General features: G+C 73.9%; 11 protein-coding genes. 2 read left to right on the top strand and 9 right to left on the bottom strand.

Annotation, left to right across the window (positions count from 1 at the left end):
• Window positions 1–93 precede the first annotated feature (93 nt).
• The 3 genes from V6U77_RS08020 to thrB all read right to left on the bottom strand — a co-directional run bounded on the left by V6U77_RS08020 (window position 94) and on the right by thrB (window position 7,634).
• Window positions 94–3,591: a phosphodiester glycosidase family protein gene (locus V6U77_RS08020; RefSeq protein ID WP_334605580.1), complete on the bottom strand. Its 3,498-nt coding sequence runs from the start codon at window positions 3,589–3,591 to the stop codon at window positions 94–96.
• A gap of 644 nt (window positions 3,592–4,235) precedes the next feature.
• Window positions 4,236–6,392, bottom strand: coding sequence for a transcription termination factor Rho (gene rho, locus V6U77_RS08025; RefSeq protein ID WP_334605581.1), 2,157 nt, complete (start codon window positions 6,390–6,392; stop codon window positions 4,236–4,238).
• 297 nt (window positions 6,393–6,689) lie between these two features.
• Window positions 6,690–7,634: a homoserine kinase gene (thrB, locus tag V6U77_RS08030; RefSeq protein WP_334605582.1), complete on the bottom strand. Its 945-nt coding sequence runs from the start codon at window positions 7,632–7,634 to the stop codon at window positions 6,690–6,692.
• 138 nt (window positions 7,635–7,772) lie between these two features.
• Here thrB and V6U77_RS08035 point away from each other — a divergent pair, with 138 nt between their 5' ends.
• Window positions 7,773–8,270: a hypothetical protein gene (locus tag V6U77_RS08035; RefSeq protein WP_334605583.1), complete on the top strand. Its 498-nt coding sequence runs from the start codon at window positions 7,773–7,775 to the stop codon at window positions 8,268–8,270.
• A 12-nt stretch (window positions 8,271–8,282) separates the two neighbouring features.
• Here V6U77_RS08035 and V6U77_RS08040 read toward each other — a convergent pair whose 3' ends face one another.
• The 6 genes from V6U77_RS08040 to argS form a co-directional block, all read right to left on the bottom strand.
• Window positions 8,283–9,527 (bottom strand): MFS transporter, encoded by a 1,245-nt coding sequence (locus V6U77_RS08040; RefSeq protein ID WP_334605584.1) that lies wholly within the window; start codon window positions 9,525–9,527, stop codon window positions 8,283–8,285.
• A 113-nt stretch (window positions 9,528–9,640) separates the two neighbouring features.
• Window positions 9,641–12,946, bottom strand: coding sequence for an efflux RND transporter permease subunit (locus V6U77_RS08045; protein ID WP_334605585.1), 3,306 nt, complete (start codon window positions 12,944–12,946; stop codon window positions 9,641–9,643).
• Window positions 12,947–13,188: 242 nt separating this feature from the next.
• Entirely contained in the window at window positions 13,189–14,238 is a 1,050-nt protein-coding gene (gene thrC, locus V6U77_RS08050) for a threonine synthase (protein ID WP_334605586.1), read from the bottom strand.
• Window positions 14,239–14,387: 149 nt separating this feature from the next.
• Window positions 14,388–15,701: a homoserine dehydrogenase gene (locus tag V6U77_RS08055; RefSeq protein WP_334605617.1), complete on the bottom strand. Its 1,314-nt coding sequence runs from the start codon at window positions 15,699–15,701 to the stop codon at window positions 14,388–14,390.
• A gap of 8 nt (window positions 15,702–15,709) precedes the next feature.
• Window positions 15,710–17,095, bottom strand: coding sequence for a diaminopimelate decarboxylase (lysA, locus tag V6U77_RS08060; protein ID WP_334605587.1), 1,386 nt, complete (start codon window positions 17,093–17,095; stop codon window positions 15,710–15,712).
• 61 nt (window positions 17,096–17,156) lie between these two features.
• The gene (gene argS / locus V6U77_RS08065) at window positions 17,157–18,821 is read right to left on the bottom strand and encodes an arginine--tRNA ligase (protein WP_334605589.1); all 1,665 of its coding nucleotides are present in this window, start codon (window positions 18,819–18,821) and stop codon (window positions 17,157–17,159) included.
• Between the two features lie 100 nt (window positions 18,822–18,921).
• Between argS and V6U77_RS08070 the strand changes: the two genes are divergently transcribed.
• Window positions 18,922–19,767, top strand: a complete 846-nt coding sequence (locus V6U77_RS08070; RefSeq protein WP_334605590.1) for a DUF3105 domain-containing protein — start codon at window positions 18,922–18,924, stop codon at window positions 19,765–19,767.

Below are 19,767 nucleotides of genomic sequence, written 5' to 3' on the forward strand. Positions count from 1 at the left end.
CTGCCGGTGCGTGCCCCTGGGCACCGGTGCGGGCCCCGCGACAGCAGGAGGGCCCCTTCCCCGGTGCGCCGGGGAAGGTGCCCTCCTCGTGCCTCAGGCCGCGGGAGCCGCGGCGGCGGCCGTCAGGGTGACGGTCGCCTCGGCGCGTGCGCCGTTGACGGCGACGGCGAGCTTGACCTGCGCGCCGGGGCGCAGGGCGGTGAGCTTGCCGGTGGCCGGGTCGAGGCGGGCCACGTGCCAGGGCTTCAGCCCGAGGATCGAGCCGACGTGCACGTTCGGCGAGGCGGACCAGTCCGCGCTCACCGGCGCGGCCACCGGCACCGTACGCCCGCCGGGTTGGGTCACCGTGGCGGTGACCGTCGCCGGGGCGCCGACCGCGACGCTGGCCGGGGCGGCCAGCGCGAGCGCGTCGACGTGCGCGTGGAACTCGACGGCGACCCAGCGCGGGCCCTCGACGAGGGGGTTGCGCCGGGCCCGGTCGGCCTCGGCCGGGCTCACCGGGTCCACGCCGAACTCGGTCCACCCGGTGAAGCCGCCCTGGTCGGCCGGGGTGGAGGGGTTCTTGCCCGAGTTGCCGTTGATCAGGTACGGCACCCCGTCGACCCGGTCGGCGTGGAAGGTGCCGACGTGCCCGCCGACGAACGCGGCGCCCTTGCCGGTGCGGTGCTGGAAGTCGGCCAGCCACTGCTCCAGCAGCGCCGCCTCCTTCCGGTCGCCGAGCTGGCTGGCCTTGGCCGGGCTCGGGTCGCGCGGCGGGTGGTGGTGCAGCACGACCACCGAGCCGACGGCCGGGTCACCGGCCGCCGAGTCGAGCGCCTCGCGCAGCATCCGCACCTGGTCGAAGCCGCCGCCGCGCAGCGAGCCGGTCGACGAGTTCAGCGTGACGAACCGGGTGCCCTTGTGGTCGAAGGTCCGCTCGGCGTCGCCGAAGGCGGCCCGGAAGTTGGCGATCGGGGCACCCATGATCTCGTGGTTGCCGGGCACGTAGTAGTACGGCAGTTCCCCGCCGAGCTCCTCGTCGAGGATCCGCCTGGCCAGCGCGAAGTCGGCCGGGTAGGCGGTGTCCACGAAGTCGCCGTTGATCACCAGGAAGTCCGGCTTCGCGGCCTTGACCTCGCGCAGCGTACGGCGGGCCTGGGCGACCAGGTCGCTGTCCGGGTTCGCCGCGACGAACTGCGCGTCGGACAGGACGGCGAAGCGCCAGGGCGCCCCGTTCACCGTGCCGTCACGCAGCACCACCCGGTCGGTACGCGGCTTCTCGGCCGGCGCGTCGACCGTCGGCGGCACCTTCGCCACCAGGTCGTCGATGACCACCTCGCTGCGGTACTGCGCGGCGGCGTTGGTCTCCGCCACGTAGAACCGGCGGACGCGCACCGGGTACTGCACCCCGGCGGGCACGGCGAACTCGACGTACTTCCAGCCCGTCCAGGTGATCAGCGGGCCCCGCAGCACGTGCTGGGTGTCCTGCGCGTCGTGCAGGTGCAGGCTGGGCCACTCTCCCGTGCCGTTGCCGTGGATCCACATGCCGAACGCCTGCGGCTGGCCGGGCACCTCGATCCAGGCGGGCGGGTCCGCGTACGCGGCCCGGGTGCCGGTGGACTGGCTGAAGTCGTACGTCATCTTCAGGCCCGTGCCGGTGCGACCCGGCGCGGGCGCGACGGCGCCGCTGGCCCGGGCCTGGCTGAACTTCCAGGCCGCCGCGTCGTCGAAGCCGGCCACCGGCACGTCGGTGAGCCCGACGGTGACCGGCAGGACGGTGCTGCTCCGGCCGACGTGGACGGTGACGAGCGCCGAGCCGGTGTCCCGCAGGGCGGTGACGGCGAGGTTGCCGTCGGCGGTCGGGGCGATCTTCAGCAGGTCCCTGTCGTAGTCGAGCTTCAGGTCGGCCGGCTCGATCGGGGCGGTGTTGCCCTCGGCGTCGTAGCCCACGACGCCGAACAGCGTGCTGCCCTGCGCGCCGGTCAGGCCGACGCGGTCCACGGTGGAGTCGATGCGGGCCAGCGGCCCGAGCACGGTCAGGTCGAGGGTGCCACTGGCCCCGCCCCGCGAGGCGGTGACCGTGGTGCTTCCGGGCAGGAGCGCCCGGAAGCGGCCCTCGCTGTCGACGACGCCGTGCACCGCCGGATTGGCCCGCCACTTCGGCGCGCCGGCCGCCGGGCCGTACGTCTCGTCGTGGCCGGCGGCGGTGAGCCGCCGGGTCAGGCCGGGAAAGACGCGGTCGGGCCGGCCGCCACGCACCGGCGCGACCCCCGGGGCGGTGGTCGGGTCGCTGGCGGTCTCCACCCAGTACCCGGTGAGCCGGCCGCTGCCCTCGGGCGCGTAGATGGCCAGGCCGTTGGGCACGGCACGCTCGGTGCCGTCGGAGGGGCTGTTCTCCACCTGCACGGCCGCCGCGCCCGGCTCCCGGGCGAGCAGCGTCGAGGAGCCGCCACCGTCGAGGTTGAGCGCGTGGTGCGCACCGAGCTCGGCCATCATGCGGCCCATCTCGGTCTGGGTGACGCCGCGGCTGTCGACCTGCCGGCCGTCCACGGTCAGCATGATCATGCGACGCCCGTCGGCGGAGAATCCGACGGACGTGCGCGGGGCCAGCGACGCGTCGGCGATGCTCTGCACCACCCCGTCGCGGACCAGCACGTTGCCGCCGCCGACCGCCGCGTGCAGGCTGCTGCCGTCGGCGGGCTTGGGCTGATAGGCGACGGTCACCGGGTCGCCGGGTCGCAGCCCGGCGAGGGCGTCCGCGCCGGCGTCGCGGCCGAGCAGCACGGTGGTGCCGGCCGGGATCGCCCCGCTGCCGGCCGCGCCGCCGACGGTGGCCACGCGGCCGTCGACCACCGTGACCTCCGTGACGCGGGCGGCGCCCTCGACCGCGCGTTGCCGGGTGTACGACCCCCAGAGCGCGGTGAACACGCCGATCCCGTTCGCCTGGATCATGTTGTTGAACTGGGTCAACGTCACCGGCCCGGTGGGCAGGGTCGCGGTGCCGTCGAAGTTGACCTCGATCACCCGGCCGAGCCCCTCGGTGGTGATCGCGACCGCGTTGCGGTGCCCGCTGACCGCTGACTGGACCAGCCGCCCGTCCCGGATCCCGACGCCCTGCGCGGCACCGGAGTTGTTGATGTCGAAGAAGTCACCGTTGACCGCGGCGACCGCGCGGGCCGCGTCGACGGCGCCGCGCAGCGGCTCGGCCCGGCTGACCGCGCCGGAGTTGACGTAGTCCACGGTGAGGCCGCCGGCGAGGTCGGCGGTGAGCGCGTCGGCGCGCAGCCAGCCGTCGGCGTCGTACCGGTCGAAGGAGGTCAGTTCGAGGCCCGGGGCGACCGGGCGGGTGGTCTTCGTGGTCTCCAGCCCGCCGGCCGGCTCGACGCCGGTCCGGGCCGCGGCGGGCGACGTGCTCGCGGCCGGATCGCCGGCGAGCGTCACCGAGCCCGTGGAGTACGAGGACGCACGGGGGGCGTCCTCGGCGGCGGTCAGGGAGGGGTCGGTGGCCGGAGCCGGCGCACCGGCCGTCGCCGGCAATGTGCCGGCCATGGTGAGCAGCGGCGTCAGCAGCAGGACGCCTGCGAGCCGGGCGGATCGTCTGCGGGTACGCATGGGCGACAGTCAACCGGACGATGAATAGAAGTTTCAATAGCTGCCAACCAAAGCGAAGGAAAACTCCGCTCGTACGCCCGCCGCCCGCGCGGTGCCGACGCGCGCCCGCAGCCCCGCCCCACGCTGCCGACCCGCCTCAGCCCCCGCCCCGCGTCGGCGCGCGGTCGCCCCCGCCGGCGCGCGCCGGGATCTCCGCCGCCGCGACGGGTCGCCGCGGCGTTCACGGGCGGTGACGAGGCGGGCGTGTCGCCGCCCTCCCCCTCCCCGCCCTCCGTCCCGTTTGCTCTGCAGCCATATCCGCACCGGACACGCGGCGTAAGCGGTGCGCATGTGGCTGCAGAGCAAAGGGGACGTGGCGCACGCTGCGATGGGACCCGACCTCACGAAGAACTACCTGGTCAGAGCGTTCCGGCAGCGGCGGATCCGGCGGCAAGCTCGACACCCGCCCGGACACCGTCACGCACTGTGACATCGGAGGTCGGGGCGGAGGCTGATGACCGACCGTGACCGGATGCGCGCCGACGACGCGGAACGCCCCGGGCGGCGCGGACCGACCGGCACCAACGCGGGCGTGACGGGCCGGAGAAGCGGGAAGGGCACGGCCGCGTGGCCGTGCCCTTCCCACTCGTCTCACCCGGCGAGGGTCACTCCCCCGGCGTCGACTTGGCGATCTGCATCAGGAACTCGATGTTGGTGCGGGTCTGCTTCAGCTTGTCGAGCAGCAGGTCCAGCGCCGCCTGCGAGTCCAGCGAGTGCAGGACCTTCCGGAGCTTGTGGATGATGGCCAGTTCCTCCGGCGCGAGCAGGATCTCCTCCTTGCGCGTGCCGGACGGGTGGATGTCGATGGCCGGGAAGATGCGCTTGTCGGCGATCTTCCGGTCCAGCTTCAGCTCCGCGTTTCCGGTGCCCTTGAACTCCTCGAAGATGACCGTGTCCGCCATGGAACCGGTCTCCACCAGCGCGGTGGCGAGGATGGTCAGCGAGCCGCCGTTCTCGATGTTGCGGGCCGCACCCAGGAAGCGCTTCGGCGGGTAGAGCGCGGTGGAGTCGATACCACCCGACATGATCCGGCCGCTCGCCGGCGCCGCCAGGTTGTACGACCGACCGAGCCGGGTCACCGAGTCGAGCAGTACGACCACGTCGTGGCCCAGCTCGACCAGGCGCTTCGCCCGCTCGATCGCCAGCTCGGCCACCGTGGTGTGGTCCTGCGGCGGACGGTCGAACGTCGCCGCGATGACCTCGCCCTTCACCGACCGCTGCATGTCGGTGACCTCTTCGGGCCGCTCGTCCACCAGCACCACCATCAGGTGGCACTCCGGGTTGTTGTGCGTGATCGCGTTCGCGATGGCCTGCAGCACCATCGTCTTGCCCGCCTTCGGCGGCGACACGATCAGCGCGCGCTGGCCCTTGCCGAGCGGCATGACCAGGTCGATGACCCGGGTGGTGAGGATGTGCGGCTCGGTCTCCAGCCGCAGCCGCTCCTGCGGGTAGAGCGGGGTGAGCTTGTAGAACTCCGGCCGGCGCTTCGCCTCGTCCGGCTCCATCCCGTTGATGGTGTCCAGCCGCACCAGCGGGTTGTACTTGTCCCGCCGCTGCTCGCCGTCGCGCGAGGCGCGCACCGCACCGGTGATGGCGTCGCCGCGCCGCAGACCGTACTTCTTGATCTGGGACATGGAGACGTAGACGTCGTTCGGGCCGGCCAGGTAGCCGGTGGTCCGCACGAAGGCGTAGTTGTCGAGCACGTCGATGATGCCCGCCACGGGGACGAGCACGTCGTCCTCGCCGACCTGCGGCTCGCGCCCGCCGTCACGACCGCCATCACGACCGCCGTCACGACCGCCGTCGCCCTCGGCACGCTCGCCGCGACCACGACGGCGGTCCCGGAACCGGCTGCGCCGACCGCGCCGGCCGCCGCCCTCGTCGTCGTCGTCGTTGTCACGCTCGACGACCCGCTGACCCCGGTCACCGCGCTCGTTGCGGTCGCGGTCGCCGCGCTCCGCACGCTCGCCCCGCTCGTTGCGGTCGCCGCGGTCACCACGCTCGGCACGCTCGCCGCCCCGCTCGGCACGCTCGCCGCCCCGCTCACCGCCCCGCTCGGCACGGTCACCGCGCTCGGCACGCTCACCGCCGCGCTCGGCACGGTCGCCGCGCTCACCGCGCTCGGCACGGTCACCGCCACGCTCGGCACGCTCACCGCGCTCGCCGCCCCGCTCGGCGCGGTCACCGCCGCGCTCGGCGCGGTCACCGCCGCGCTCACGGCCACGGCTCTCGCCACGGTCGGCGCGCTCGCCGGCCTCGGCCTCGTCCGTACGCGTCTCCGCCGAAGGCGCCTCCGCCGCACGTGCCTCGGTCTGACGGGCCTCCGCCGGACGGGCCTCCGTGGCCCGGGCCTCGGAGGTGGCAGCCCGGCTACGCCGGGTCCGGGCACGCGGCTCGGTCTCGACCGCCGCCGGCTCCGCCGGGGCGCGCTCCGTGCGGCGCTCGGCAGCCGGCCGCTCAGTGGTCTCGCGGACCTCGGCGTGGGCCTCCTCACGGGCGGGAGCGGCCGAAGCCTCGGCCCGCGGTCGAGGGGTCCCGGCGGCGGCACCGCCCTGCCGCTCGGAGATCGCGCTGATCAGCTCGCCCTTGCGCATGCGGGCCGTGCCCGAGATGCCGAGCGACGCGGCCAGGCTCTGCAGCTCCGGCAGGAGCATTGCCGACAGGCCGGTGCCGCTGCGCCGACGACGGGCGGGGGCGGCGGCGGTGGTGGCATCGCCAGCGACGTTGGAAACATCCGACGTCACGTCGGTGGTGTCGCTCAATGGATTCCTTCCCTCGATAGGCCGGGACTGCCCGGAGTCGACGAACAAGGTGGCCGGGCGGCCTCGGTGCACCCGCCTCGCATGGACGCGTCGCGGGAGTCTGTGACACAGCAGCCGGTCGGTTTCCCGACTCACCAAACGTCGGTGAGCAGGTCTCGCCGTCTGCGGCGACCTGTGAAGACTGCGGTGCGGCGTGGGCCTAGGCAGGGGTGACGGGCTGACCGCCGATAGCTTCGGGGGTGCGCCGACCCGCAGGGAGATCGCATGCTTCGCGGCTGTGCTAAGTCTAGAGCGTAATCAACTCTTCCGACCTGCGGCAACAGGGTCCCGCTCTGCGTGTCCCAGTCTACCCCGGGCAACCTGGGCTCCGCGCCCGTCTGGAGCCAACCGCCAGACCTGCCAACCTGTTCCCGCCTCGAAGCCCTCGGCCGGCTCGGTCAGGGCCAGCACGGTCGGGCCCGCACCGCTCACCACAGCCGCCACACCGGCCTCACGCAGCGCTTTCACCAGGCCGGCGCTGCGCGGCATGCCGCCGGCGCGGTAGTCCTGGTGCAGCCGGTCGACCGTGGCCGGCAGCAGCAGCCCCGGTTCGACGGTCAGCGCGTGCACCAGCAGGGCGGCACGGCCGGCGTTGAGCGCCGCGTCGGCGTGGGGGACGGTGGCCGGCAGCGCGGCCCGCGCCGTCGCCGTCAGGCCGCGTTCCGCCGGCACGAAGACCGTCGGTCGTACGCCGTCGGCGACCGGCAGCGACACCGCCCGGGCGCCGGACGGCTCCGTCCAGGCCAGGGTGAAGCCGCCGAGCAGGCACGGCGCCACGTTGTCCGGATGGCCCTCGATGTCGGCGGCGAGGCGCAGCGCGGCGGCGTCGTCGAGACGGGCCTCGCCGTCGGTGACCAACGCGCGGGCCAGCAGCACGCCGGCGACGATCGCCGCGGACGAGGAACCCAGCCCTCGGGCCTGCGGGATGCGGTTGACGCACTCCACCGCGAGGCCGGGCGGCTGCCCGCCGAGCACGTCGAAGGCCGCCCGCATGGCGCGGACCACCAGGTGTCGCTCGTCGGCCGGCAGCTCCCCGGCACCCTGCCCGGCCACGGCCACCGTGACGCCCTGCGCCGTCACCTCGACGGCCACGTCGTCGTGCAGCGTCAGGGCGAGCCCCAGGGCGTCGAACCCGGGCCCCAGGTTGGCGCTGGTGGCGGGGACCCGCACCCGGACCGGGCCGGAGGTGAAGTTCGTCGGCACGGGCTCATGGTAGGGGTGCGCACCGACGGGCCGGGCTCCGCCCGTCGGCTGGGACGGGGCCGGGCCGCCGCCTCGCCGGCCGGTGCCGTCCCCACCGGTCCGTTAGCCTGACCCGACCTACGGCGGGTGGAGGCAGAGATGCGCGAGTTCGAGTACCTGGCGACCACGGCCGCCTTCCAGGCACCCACGGTGCTGGTGCTGCTGGTCGGACTCGTACTGACCACGACGGCCGGGCAACGGCTGCCACGCAGGTCCCGGCTGCTGGCGCTGTCCGGGCTCGGCGTGCTGCTGGTCAACCAGCTGCTCGGCACCGCCTGGACGCTGCTGCTGCCCCGCCTCTTCAGCTCCGACTTCGGGCGGTCGAACTTCCAGCTGCTGAACCTGGCCCACGGCGGGGTGCTGGCCCTGGCGTACCCGATCGGGTTGGGCCTGCTGATCGCGGCGCTGCTGGTCGGGCGGCGGCCGGGCGGCGCGGAGGCCGGTCCGTTCGGCGGCGGCGCACCCGTGTCGAACGGCTGGCCGGCGCCGCCGACCGACCCGGCACGGGACGCGACGGGCGGCGCCCACGTGCCGGCGCAGTGGGGCGGCCGGTCCGGGCCGGACGCGCCGACGGACGGCGGGACGGATCGGCCCTGAGCGGCGGGCGGGTCAGCGGGCGGCGGCGGGGGCCGGCTGCCCGGCCGGGTCGGTGAGCGAGAGCCGGCGGGTCGCGATGCGCCAACCGACCGCGTAGACCACCGTGACGAGGCCGCAGCTCGCCAGCACCACCCGCTCGTCCACGGTGTCCACCACGGCGGCCACCGCGAGTTGGCTGACGGAGACCGCGAGGGTCGCCAGCATCATGTCGGTGGCGAAGACGCGGCCCCGCAGCCGGTCCGGCACCTCGCCCTGGAGGGCGAAGTTGGACATCACCCAGTTGCTGCCGCCCGCGAAGTGGGCGACGAAGACGAGGGCCAGCACCAGCGGGAACCAGCGGGCGACCGAGGTGCCGACGTAGGCCAGGCCGTAGAGGGACATGGACACCGCCAGCCCGGGCAGCAGCCACGCCCGGTTGGTCAGCACCCGGCGCATCAGGATCGGACCGACGAGCGCCCCCGCCCCGCGGACCGCGAAGAGCAGCCCGGTGCCGATCGGACCCGCGCCGTACACCGCCGCGAGCAGCGGGAACACCGTCAGCACGCCGTTGCCGAGGCCGACCGCCGACTTCACGGTCACCAGCGCCAGCACCCTCGGCCGGTGCCCGATGTAGCCCAGCGCCTCCCGGATCGCCGGCCAGGTGCGCTGCACCGGCAGCTCCGCGTCGCGGGGGGCCTGCAACGGCCGGCGGATCAGCGTGGCCAGGCCCGCGGCGACCACCAGGCTCACCGCCGCCACCCAGAAGCAGGCGTACGGGCCGACGGCGGCGCTGAGCACGCCGCCCAGGGAGGCGCCGACGACGGTCATGGTGCCCCAGGCTGAACCCGCGACGGCGTTGCCGGCGGCCAGCTCGTCGGGGTCGAGCACGTTGGGCAGGGCGGCCTGGGCGGCCGGGGAGTAGAACGCCTTCGCGACCGCCACCACCCCGATCCCGGCCATCGCCAGCCAGGCGGTCCCGGCACTGCGGACCCCGAGCAGCAGCAGCACGCCGAGCAGGGCCGCCACGTTGGAAATGATCATGATCTTGCGCCGGTCGAACCGGTCGGCGATCGTGCCCGTGTACGGCAGCAGCAACGCCACGATCCCGGTGTCGACGGCGAGCACCAGCGCGCCCCACACGCCGCTGCCGGTCAGGTCCGGCAGCAGCACCAGCAACGGCACCATCACGAACCAGTCGGCCCCGAAGACCACCAGTTCCGCGAGGAAGAGATTGCGGAAGTTCTGGTTGCGGGTGAGGACCGAGACGGTGGACGGCACGTCCGGATACCCTACCGGGCGACCAGCGGCGGGTCGGGCGTACGGCGGGTACCTGACCGAACGCGAACGCCCCCGGCGGGCGGGACCCGTCGGGGGCGTTCGCGACCGTGGCGCTACTCGCCCGGCGGCAGCGGCGACCTGCGGCTCTTCGGCAGCCGCAGCACCTCGAACTGGTCGGTGCCGTCGACCAGCGCGCCCGACGGCGCCGGCCTGGACGCGGGAGCGTCGGCAGCCTCGGCGCCGGTGCTGGGCGGGGAGCCCGCGGCGGTCACCGGGACCGGCTCGGCGGCCGGCGTCCCGCCGTCGTCGCCGGCCGGCTCGCCGTCGCCCTGCCGGATGTCCGGGGCCGTCCGACCGGACCGGCGGGCCCGGCGGGACCGGAACGACTCCTTGGTGTTCTCCGCCATCGCGTAGAGCGTCGGCACCAGGATCAGGGTGAGCAGCGTCGAGCTGAGCAGGCCGCCGATCACCACGATCGCCAGCGGCTTGGAGATGAAGCCGCCCTCCCCCGTGAGGCCGAACGCCATCGGCAGCAACGCGAAGATCGTGGCGACCGCGGTCATCAGGATGGGCCGCAGCCGGCGCCGGCCGCCCTCGACCACCGCCTCCTGGACGCCCATGCCCTGGGCCCGGTACTGGTTGACCAGGTCCAGCAGCACGATCGCATTGGTCACCACGATGCCGACCAGCATGAGCACGCCGATCAGCGCCGGCACGCCCAGCGGGGTGCCGGTGGCCAGCAGCAGGCCGATCGCGCCGGTCGCCGCGAACGGGATGGAGACCAGCAGGATCAGCGCCTGGACCAGGCTGCGGAACGTCGCCACCATGATCAGGAAGACGATCGCGATGGCGGCGAGCACGGCCAGGCCCAGGTCGGCGAAGGCCTCCTCCTGGTCGGCGCTGACGCCGCCGATGGCGAAGGTCGCCCCCGGCACGTCGATGCCGTCCAGCTTCTTCTGCAGTTCCTGGGTGATGGCGCCGAGGTTCGAGCCGGTGGCCGTACCGGTGACGGAGACGCTGCGCTCGCCGTCGATCCGGCTCACCTGCTGCGGGCCCTCGGTCTGGGTGACCTCGGCGATGTCGTCGAGCTTCACCGGCCCGACCGGCATCGCGCGCAGCTCCGCCACCGTGGTCGGCGGCTTGCCCGCGAACCGCAGCACCACGTCGCGCTGCCCGTCGCCGAGCGTGACCTGGCCCAGGGGCGCGCCCCGGAACGCCTGGGCCACCACCTGGCCGACGGCGGCCTCGGTGAGCCCGACCCGGCTGGCGGCGACCCGGTCGACGGTGACGTCGACGCGCGGCACCCGCGTGGCGAGGCTGGTGGAGACGTCCTCGACGCCCGCCAGCCCGGCCATCGCCGAGCGGACCTCCTCGGCGGCCCGGGCCAGCGTCTCCGGGTCGGTGCCCTGCACCACGACCTCGATCTGGTTGGCCGCCGCGCCGCCCTGCCCGGCGCCGAAGCTGACCTCACCGACGCCCGGGCCGAGCGCGTCGAACTCGCGGCGCAGCTTCTCCCGCATCTGCTTGGCGTCGGTCCCGTCGCCGAGGGCCAGCGACCAGTTGGCGACGTTGTTGCCGCCGCCGCCGAACGGGTTGTCCCCGCCGCCCGCCGTGACCTGGTACGTCTCGACGTCCTCGGTACGCTCCAGCACCGCCTCGATCTGCCGGGCCGCCGCGTCGGTGCCGGCCAGCCCGGTGCCGGCCGGCAGCTCCTGGGTGACGCTCAGGGTGTCCTGGCCGGAGTCGTCGATGAAGTTGGTCTCCAGCTGCCGGGACAGGCCGAAGGTGCCGAACAGCACGAGCATGCCGAGCCCCAGCGTGATCCACCGGGTGGCCCGCTTACGGGTCGCGAACCCGATCACCGGCAGGTACGCCCGCTGCAACGGGTTGCGCAGCTCCTTCTCCTCCGCCGCCCGGCGCACCGCGGCGTCGTCCGCCGTGCCCACGGGAGGCTTCAGGAACCAGTACGCGAGCACCGGGATGACGGTCAGCGACACCAGCAGCGAGGCGAGCAGCGCCACCGTGACGGTGATCGCGAACGGCGCGAAGAGCTGCCCGACGAAGCCGCCCACCAGCGCGATCGGCGCGAAGACGGCGACCGTGGTGAGGGTGGACGCGGTCACCGCCCCGGCCACCTCGCGGACGGCGGTCAGGATCGCCTGCCGCTTCGGCTCGCCGTACTCCAGGTGTCTCTTGATGTTCTCCAGCACGACGATCGAGTCGTCGACCACCCGGCCGACCGCGATGGTGAGCGCGCCGAGGGTGAGCAGGTTGAGCGAGTAGTCGCCGATCCAGAGGGCGATCAGGGCGACCACCACCGAGAGCGGGATGGAGACCGCGGTGACCACGGTGGAGCGCACCGACAGCAGGAAGACCAGGATGACCACGACGGCCATGACCAGGCCCAGCAGGCCCTCGGTGGTCAGGCTCTCGATCGACTTCTCGACGAACGGCGCCTGGTCGAAGACGACGGTCAACTCGGCGCCGGAGGCCTCCCGCAGTTCGGCGAGCCGGTCGCGGATCTCGTGGGAGATCTCCACGGCGTTGCCGTCGGGGGAGGCGGTGACCGCGATGCCGAGGCTGTCCTTGCCGTTGGTGCGGGTGATCGCGGTGGCCGGGGCGAGCTGCTGCTCGACGGTGGCCACGTCGCCGAGGCGCACCGGGGCCGCCCGGCCCGTCGCCGGCGCGACCACGACGCCACGCAGGTCGTCCAGCGTGGCGAGCCGGGTACCGACCTGCACCGGGAGCGCGCGGGTGCCGTCGGTCACCGCACCGGCCGGCACCGTCACCCCGTTGGTCTTCAACGCCGCGCCGAGATCGGTCGGCTGGAGCTTCGCCGCCGCCAGCTTCCTCGGGTCCGGCACGACCACCACGACGTCGTCGCGGGCGCCGGTCAGGTCGACCGTCCGTACTCCCTCGATCGCCTCCAGTTCCGGCACGACCGTGGCGCGCAGCTTCTCCGCGAGGACGCGCTGGTCGTCACCGCCGGAGGCGGCGAGCACCACCGCCGGCAGGTCGTCGGTGCTACCGGCGATGACCTGCGGGTCGACCCCCTCCGGCAGCTGCGCGTCGATCCGGTTGAGCGCGGTCTGCATCTTGTTGACCACGTCGTCCAGGTCGGTGCCGAACTCGTACTGGACCTGGACGGTCGTGGAGCCCTCGCGGGAGGTCGATGTGACCTGGTCCAGCCCGGGAATGCCCTGCAGGGCGTTCTCGATCGGCTCGGTGACCTGCGACTCGACCACCTCGGGACCGGCGCCGGGGTAGACCGCGACGATGAACGCGGCCGGGAACTCCAGCGACGGCAGGAGCTGCTGCTTCAGTGACGGTACGGCGAACGCCCCGAACAGCGTGGTCACCACCGCGATGAGGGCGATCAGCCCTCGGTTGGCGAGGCTGAATCTGGCGAGCAGCGACATCGGCGTGACTCACTCCTGGAAAAGGCGGTTTGGCGGGGGTACGGATTCTCCCCCACCCCGCCCGGGCGACCCCGCTCGCCCCTGCCCCGGTCCGGTGCACAGGACTCGCGTCCGCCGCCCCTCGTCGCGTCGGCCGGTGCCGTCGACCACCGGCCGGCCCCGCGTCCGGCGTCGCCGGTCGCCCGGTGCCGTCGCCCGGTGCCGTCGCCGTCGATTCCGACCGGCGCCGGTCGCCCGCGGGCTCAGGCCAGGTCGAGACAGCGGGCGGCGGCCAGGGGGTCGTTGGCGATGGTGATGGGCACGGGCGCGGTGGAGATGGCCCACTCCGGGTCCTTGAGGCCGTGGCCGGTGACCGTGCAGACCACCGTCGAGCCGGCCGGGACCCGCCCCGCGGCGGCCTGCTGGAGCAGGCCCGCCACGCTGGCCGCGCTGCCCAGCTCGACGAAGACCCCCACCTCGCGGGCCAGCAGCCGGTACGCGGCCAGGATCTCCCGGTCGGTGACGGCGGCGATCAGGCCACCGGAGGAGTCCCGGGCGTCGAGCGCCCTGGTCCAGCTCGCCGGGTTGCCGATCCGGATGGCCGTGGCGATCGTGGACGGCTCGCGGACGACCTCGCCGTTGACGATCGGGGCGGCGCCGGCGGCCTGGAAGCCGTACATCTTGGGGGTGCGGGTGGCGTTGCCGTCCCGCCGCTCCTCGCAGTAGCCCATCCAGTAGGCGGAGACGTTGCCGGCGTTGCCGACCGGCAGGCAGTGGATGTCGGGGGCGTCGCCCAACGCCTCGACGATCTCGAACGCGGCCGTCTTCTGGCCGTGCAGGCGGTCGATGTTGACCGAGTTGACCAGGGCCACCGGGTAGTCCTGGGCGAGCTTGGCGGCCAGCGACAGGCAGTCGTCGAAGTTGCCGGTGACCTGCAGCAGCTTCGCCCCGTGCACCAGCGCCTGGGCGAGCTTGCCCAGCGCGATCTTGCCCTGCGGCACGAGCACCGCGCAGGTCAGGCCCGCGCGGGCCGCGTACGCCGCGGCCGAGGCGCTGGTGTTGCCGGTGGAGGCGCAGATGATCGCCTTGTTGCCGGCCTCGACCGCCTTGGAGACCGCGAGCGTCATGCCGCGGTCCTTGAACGAGCCGGTCGGGTTGGCGCCCTCCACCTTCAGGTGCACGTCACAGCCGAGCCGGGCGGAGAGCACCGGGGCGGGCAGCAGCGGGGTGTTCCCCTCGTGGAGGGTCACGACCGGGGTGGCGTCGGTGACCGGCAGCCGGTCCCGGTACGCGTCGATCAGACCCCGCCACATGTCGTTCTCCCTCGCCTCTGCCGCCCCCGCCGTGCCGGGCACGCCGCCAGCCTGGACCAGTCTCGCCGGGTCGCCGCCGGCGCACCCGCAGTTAACCACCAGGCGAGACGCGCAGGCGCCCGCCCCGCCGAGGGCCGTGGGCCGGCCGGTCAGAGACCGCCCTCGACCCGCAGCACGCTCGCCACCGAGCGGACGATGTCCAGCCCGCGCAGCTCACCCACGGTGGCGGCGAGCGCCGCGTCCGGCGCCACGTGGGTGACGATGACCAGGTCGGCGTCCTCGCCCCGGCCGGCCGGGCCGCCACCGGCCGGGCCCTGCCGCACGGTGGCGATCGACACGTCGTGCCGGGCGAACACCCCGGCCACCGCCGCCAGCACACCCGGCCGGTCGGCCACGTCCAGGCTGATGTGGTAGCGGGTCAGCGCCTCGCCCATGGGCCGCACCGCCAGGTCGGCGTACGCGCTCTCGCTGGCCGACCGCACCCCGGCGAGCCGGTTGCGGGAGACCGCCACCACGTCGCCCAGCACCGCGCTGGCGGTCGGCGCGCCGCCCGCGCCCCGGCCGTAGAACATCAGCGGCCCGGCCGCCTCGGCCTCGACGAAGACCGCGTTGAACGCGTCACCGACGCTGGCCAGCGGGTGGGCCAGCGGGATCATCGCCGGGTGCACCCGCACGCTGACCGTCTCCCGGCCGGCGGCGTCGGCGCCCCGGGCGGCGATGCAGAGCAGCTTGATCGTGCAGCCCATCGCCTTGGCGCTGGCCACGTCGGCCGCGGTGACCTCGGTGATGCCCTCCCGGTGCACGTCGGCCGCGCCGACGCGGGTGTGGAACGCCAGCGAGGCGAGGATGGCGGCCTTGGCCGCCGCGTCGAAGCCCTCCACGTCGGCGGTCGGGTCGGCCTCGGCGTAGCCCAGCTCGGTGGCCTCCTCCAGGGCCTCCGCGAAGCCGGCGCCGGTGGCGTCCATGGCGGAGAGGATGAAGTTGGTGGTGCCGTTGACGATGCCGGTGACCCGGTTGATCCGGTCGCCGTGCAGCGACTCGCGCAGCGGGCGCAGCAGCGGGATCGCCCCCGCCACGGACGCCTCGTAGTAGAGGTCGCCGCCGCCCTCGGCGGCCGCGTCGTGCAGGGCGGCGCCGTCCTCGGCGAGCAGCGCCTTGTTGGCGGTGACCACGCTCTTGCCGGCCCGCAGCGCCTCCACCAGCCAGCCGCGCGCCGGCTCGATGCCGCCGACCACCTCGACGACCACGTCCACGTCGTCGCGCTTGATCAGCCCGAGGGCGTCGGTGGTGAACAGCGACGGGTCGACCGGCAGGTCGCCCCGGGCGCGGCCGAGACGGCGTACGGCGATGCCGGCGATCTCCAGCGGGGCGCCGATCCGGGCGGCGAGGTCGGCCGCCTGCTCGTGCAGCAGCCGGACCACCTCGCTGCCGACCGTGCCGCAGCCGAGCAGTGCCAGGCGCACAGGTGATGTCATCCCACGTCCAATGCCAGCAGGTCGTCTTCGGTCTCCCGCCGGACGATCAGGCGGGCCCGGCCGTCGCGCACCGCGACCACCGGGGGGCGGGGCACGTGGTTGTAGTTGCTGGCCATGCTCCGGCAGTAGGCACCGGTGCCCGGCACCGCGACAAGATCTCCGGGCTGCACGTCGGCGGGCAGGAATTCATCCTTCACCACGACGTCCCCGGACTCACAGTGCTTTCCCACCACGCGGGCGAGCAGCGGCTCGGCGGCCGACGCCCGGGAGGCCAGCGTCGCGGAGTAGGAGGCGTCGTAGAGGGCCGTACGGATGTTGTCGCTCATCCCGCCGTCGACGCTCACGTACGTCCGGATCCCGTCGACGTCCTTGACCGTGCCGACCTCGTAGAGGGTGAACACGGCCGGCCCCACGATCGCCCGGCCCGGCTCGACCGACAGGTGCGGCACCGCCAGCCGCTCGACGGCGCACTCGGACTCGACGATCCGGCGCAGCCGCTTCGCGAGGTCCTGCGGCGTGGACGGATCGTCCTGGGTGGTGTACGCGATGCCGAAGCCGCCGCCGAGGTCCAGCTCGGGCAGCTCCACCCCACGCGCGTCACGGATCTGCGCCTGCAGACCCAGCACCCGGCGGGCGGAGACCTCGAAGCCGTTGGCGTCGAAGATCTGCGAGCCGATGTGCGAGTGCAGGCCACGCAGCTCCAGCACGCCCTCGTCGAGCACCCGGAAGGCCGCCTCGGCCGCCGCCCCGCCCGCCAGGGAGAAGCCGAACTTCTGGTCCTCGTGGGCGGTGGCGATGAACTCGTGGGTGTGCGCCTCGACGCCGACGGTGACCCGGATCATCACCCGGGGGCGCACGCCCCGCTCGCGGGCCAGCGCGGTGAGGCGGCCGATCTCGTCGAACGAGTCGAGGATGATCCGGCCCACCCCGGCGTCGAGCGCCCGGCTCAGCTCGGCCACCGACTTGTTGTTGCCGTGGAAGCCGATCCGCCCGGGCGGCATCCCGGCCGAGAGCGCCGTGGCCAGCTCGCCCCCGGTGCACACGTCGAGGTGCAGGCCCTCCTCGGCGATCATCCGGACCACCGCCCGGCAGAGGAACGCCTTGCCGGCGTAGTAGACGTCGAGGCCGTCGAACGCGTCACGGAAGTCGCGGCAGCGCGAGCGCAGGTCGTCCTCGTCGAGGACGTACGCCGGGGTGCCGAACTCGGCCGCGATGTCGCGGACGCCGAGCCCGGCCACCGCGAGCACGCCGTCGCCGTCGCGCGTGACGGTGCGCGGCCACAGCTGCGGCACCAGGGCGTTGACGTCGACCGGGGGACGCAGCCACGCCGGCCCCCGGACGCCGATGTCGCCGTGCAGCGCACCGGCCTCGTGAGCGCGCATTACCGGTCTTCGCTTCGCGACTGCGGGGCCCGCAGGCTCACTACTCGCGCTCGCACGGCGCTCACATCCTCTCCGGGGCCGAGACGCCGAGCAGGCGCAGGCCGTTGGCGATGACGGTGCGGGTGGCGTCGTTCAGCCAGAGCCGGGCCCGGTGCAGGTCGGTGACCTCCTCGTCGCCGCGCGGCAGGATCCGGCACTCGTCGTAGAACCGGTGGTAGGCCCCGGCCAGCTCCTCCAGGTAGCGGGCCACCCGGTGCGGGCCGCGCAGCTCGGCCGCCGCGGCGACCACGGCGGGAAACTCGGCGAGCGCCTTGAGCAGCTCGTTCTCCTTCTCGTGCCCGAGCAGCTCCGGGCGGAACGCCTCGGCGTCGCCCCGGGTCAGCCCCACCTCGGCGGCGTTGCGGCCCACGCTGGCCGTCCGGGCGGCCACGTACTGCACGTAGTAGACCGGGTTGTCGCGGGTGGCCCGGGTCCACAGCTCGACGTCGATGTCGATCGGGGAGTCGCTGGAGTAGCGGGCCAGGGCGTACCGGGAGGCGTCCACGCCGATCGCGTCGACCAGGTCCTCCAGGGTCACCACGGTCCCGGCCCGCTTGCTCATCCGGACCGGGGCGCCGTCGCGGACCAGGTTGACCATCTGGCCGATCAGGATCTCCAGGTTGCGCTCCGGGTCGTCGCCGAAGCACGCCGACATCGCCCTCATCCGGCCGATGTAGCCGTGGTGGTCGGCGCCCAGCATGATCACGACCCGGTCGAAGCCGCGCTCCCGCTTGTCGAGGTAGTAGGCGCAGTCGGCGGCGAAGTAAGTCCACTCGCCGTTGGACTTGCGCAGCACCCGGTCCTTGTCGTCGCCGAAGTCGGTGGTGCGCAGCCAGGTCGCGCCGTCGGACTCGAAGACCCGGCCCTGCTCGCGCAGCCGCTGCAGGGCCAGGTCCAGCTCGCCCCGGTCGTGCAGGTCCTTCTCGTTGAAGTAGGTGTCGAACTCGACCCCGAAGCCGCGCAGCGAGGACTTGATCTCGGCGAACATGAGCTGCACGCCCTCGACCCGGAAGACCTCCTGGGCCGCGTCGTCGCCAAGCTCCGTCACGTCGGGGCGGACCCTGCGGACGGCGTCGACGATCTCGGAGATGTAGGCCCCGGCGTAGCCGTCCTCGGGGGCCGGCTCGCCCCTGGCCGCGGCGAGCAACGAGCGGGCGAACCGGTCGATCTGGGAGCCCGCGTCGTTGAAGTAGTATTCCGTGCCCACCTCGGCGCCCGTGGCGCGCAGGAGCCGGCTCAGCGCGTCGCCGACGGCCGCCCAGCGGACGCCGCCGATGTGCACCGGGCCGGTCGGGTTCGCCGAGACGAACTCCAGGTTCATCTTCTGGCCGGCGAGCCGGTCGCTGCGGCCGTACGCCTCGCCCGCCTCGACGATCACGCGGGCCAGCTGGCCGGCGGCGGCCGCGTCGAGCCGGATGTTGAGGAAGCCCGGGCCGGCGATCTCCACCGACTTGACCCCCGGGGCGCGGCCGAGCTGGTCGGCCAGGGCCGTCGCCAGCTCGCGCGGCGGGACGCCCACCTTCTTGCTGAGCTGCAGGGCCAGCGTGGAGGCGTAGTCGCCGTGCTCGGGGTTGCGGGGTCGCTCGACCACCGTCCGCTCCGGCAGGGCGGAGCGGTCGAGGCCACGCTCGGTGAAGACGGCGTGGGCTGCGGAGAGGACGACCTCGGCGAGTTCTGCGGGAGTCACCGATCCATGTTATCGGGGGTAGACTCGGCACCCGCGGCGGCGACCCAGTGTGTGAGACCGGCCCGCCGGATCCCCTGACCGACCGACCTGACGAGGCACGATGAGCATCAGCACACCGGGTGGCGGCCCCGAGCGGCGCCCGAACGTGGTCAGCACCGGCAAGAAGCCGGCGGCGGGCCGGCCGGCAGCAGGCGCCAAGACCGGGTCCGGCGGCACCAAGCCCGGGTCCACCGGCGCGAAGACCGGGTCCGGCAAGCCGACGGGCACCCGCCCCGGCGCCGGGGGCAAGGGCCGCAAGCCCATCGCCCCGGTGAAGGTGAGCCAGGGCCGCTCCTGGGGGCCGATCGCGCTCTTCGTCGCCGTGGGTGTGCTGGCCGTGGCGATCATCGGCTACGGCGCCTGGGCGACGTTCCAGGGCGCCAAGCCCTGGGAGGACCGGGCGGACGCGATCGACGGCATCGTCAACTACCGCGAGAAGGACAAGGACCTCGTGGCGGGCGGCAACCACAAGACGGGCCCCATCACCTACACGGTGCTGCCGCCGGTGGCCGGCCCGCACAACGCGGCCTGGCAGAACTGCATGGGCGACGTCTACCCCGCGCAGATCGCCAACGAGCACGCGGTGCACAGCCTGGAGCACGGCACGGTCTGGATCACCTACCGCCCCGACCTGCCCGCCGACCAGGTGACGAAGCTCGCCGACAAGGTGCGGGGCAAGGAGAAGCTGATGCTCAGCCCGTTCGAGGGGCTGGACAAGCCGATCTCGCTGCAGGCGTGGGGCTACCAGCTCAAGGTCGACAACGCCGACGACGGCCGCATCGACGAGTTCATCAAGACGCTGAAGGTGAACGCCTCGGTGGAGGGCCCCACCGCGCTGTGCAGCCAGGGCATCACCGCCACCGGCACCCAGCCGCGTGACGACGCCCCGCAGATGCCGCAGGGCTGA

The organism is Micromonospora sp. CPCC 205546, assembly GCF_036902715.1.
Taxonomy (GTDB): domain Bacteria; phylum Actinomycetota; class Actinomycetes; order Mycobacteriales; family Micromonosporaceae; genus Micromonospora.

Coding starts and splice junctions, on each gene's coding strand:
- V6U77_RS08020 (WP_334605580.1), bottom strand. CDS start 3,591: ATGCGTACCCGCAGACGATCCGCCCGGCTCGCAGGCGTCCTGCTGCTG.
- V6U77_RS08035 (WP_334605583.1), top strand. CDS start 7,773: ATGCGCGAGTTCGAGTACCTGGCGACCACGGCCGCCTTCCAGGCACCC.
- V6U77_RS08045 (WP_334605585.1), bottom strand. CDS start 12,946: ATGTCGCTGCTCGCCAGATTCAGCCTCGCCAACCGAGGGCTGATCGCC.
- thrC (WP_334605586.1), bottom strand. CDS start 14,238: ATGTGGCGGGGTCTGATCGACGCGTACCGGGACCGGCTGCCGGTCACC.
- lysA (WP_334605587.1), bottom strand. CDS start 17,095: ATGCGCGCTCACGAGGCCGGTGCGCTGCACGGCGACATCGGCGTCCGG.
- V6U77_RS08070 (WP_334605590.1), top strand. CDS start 18,922: ATGAGCATCAGCACACCGGGTGGCGGCCCCGAGCGGCGCCCGAACGTG.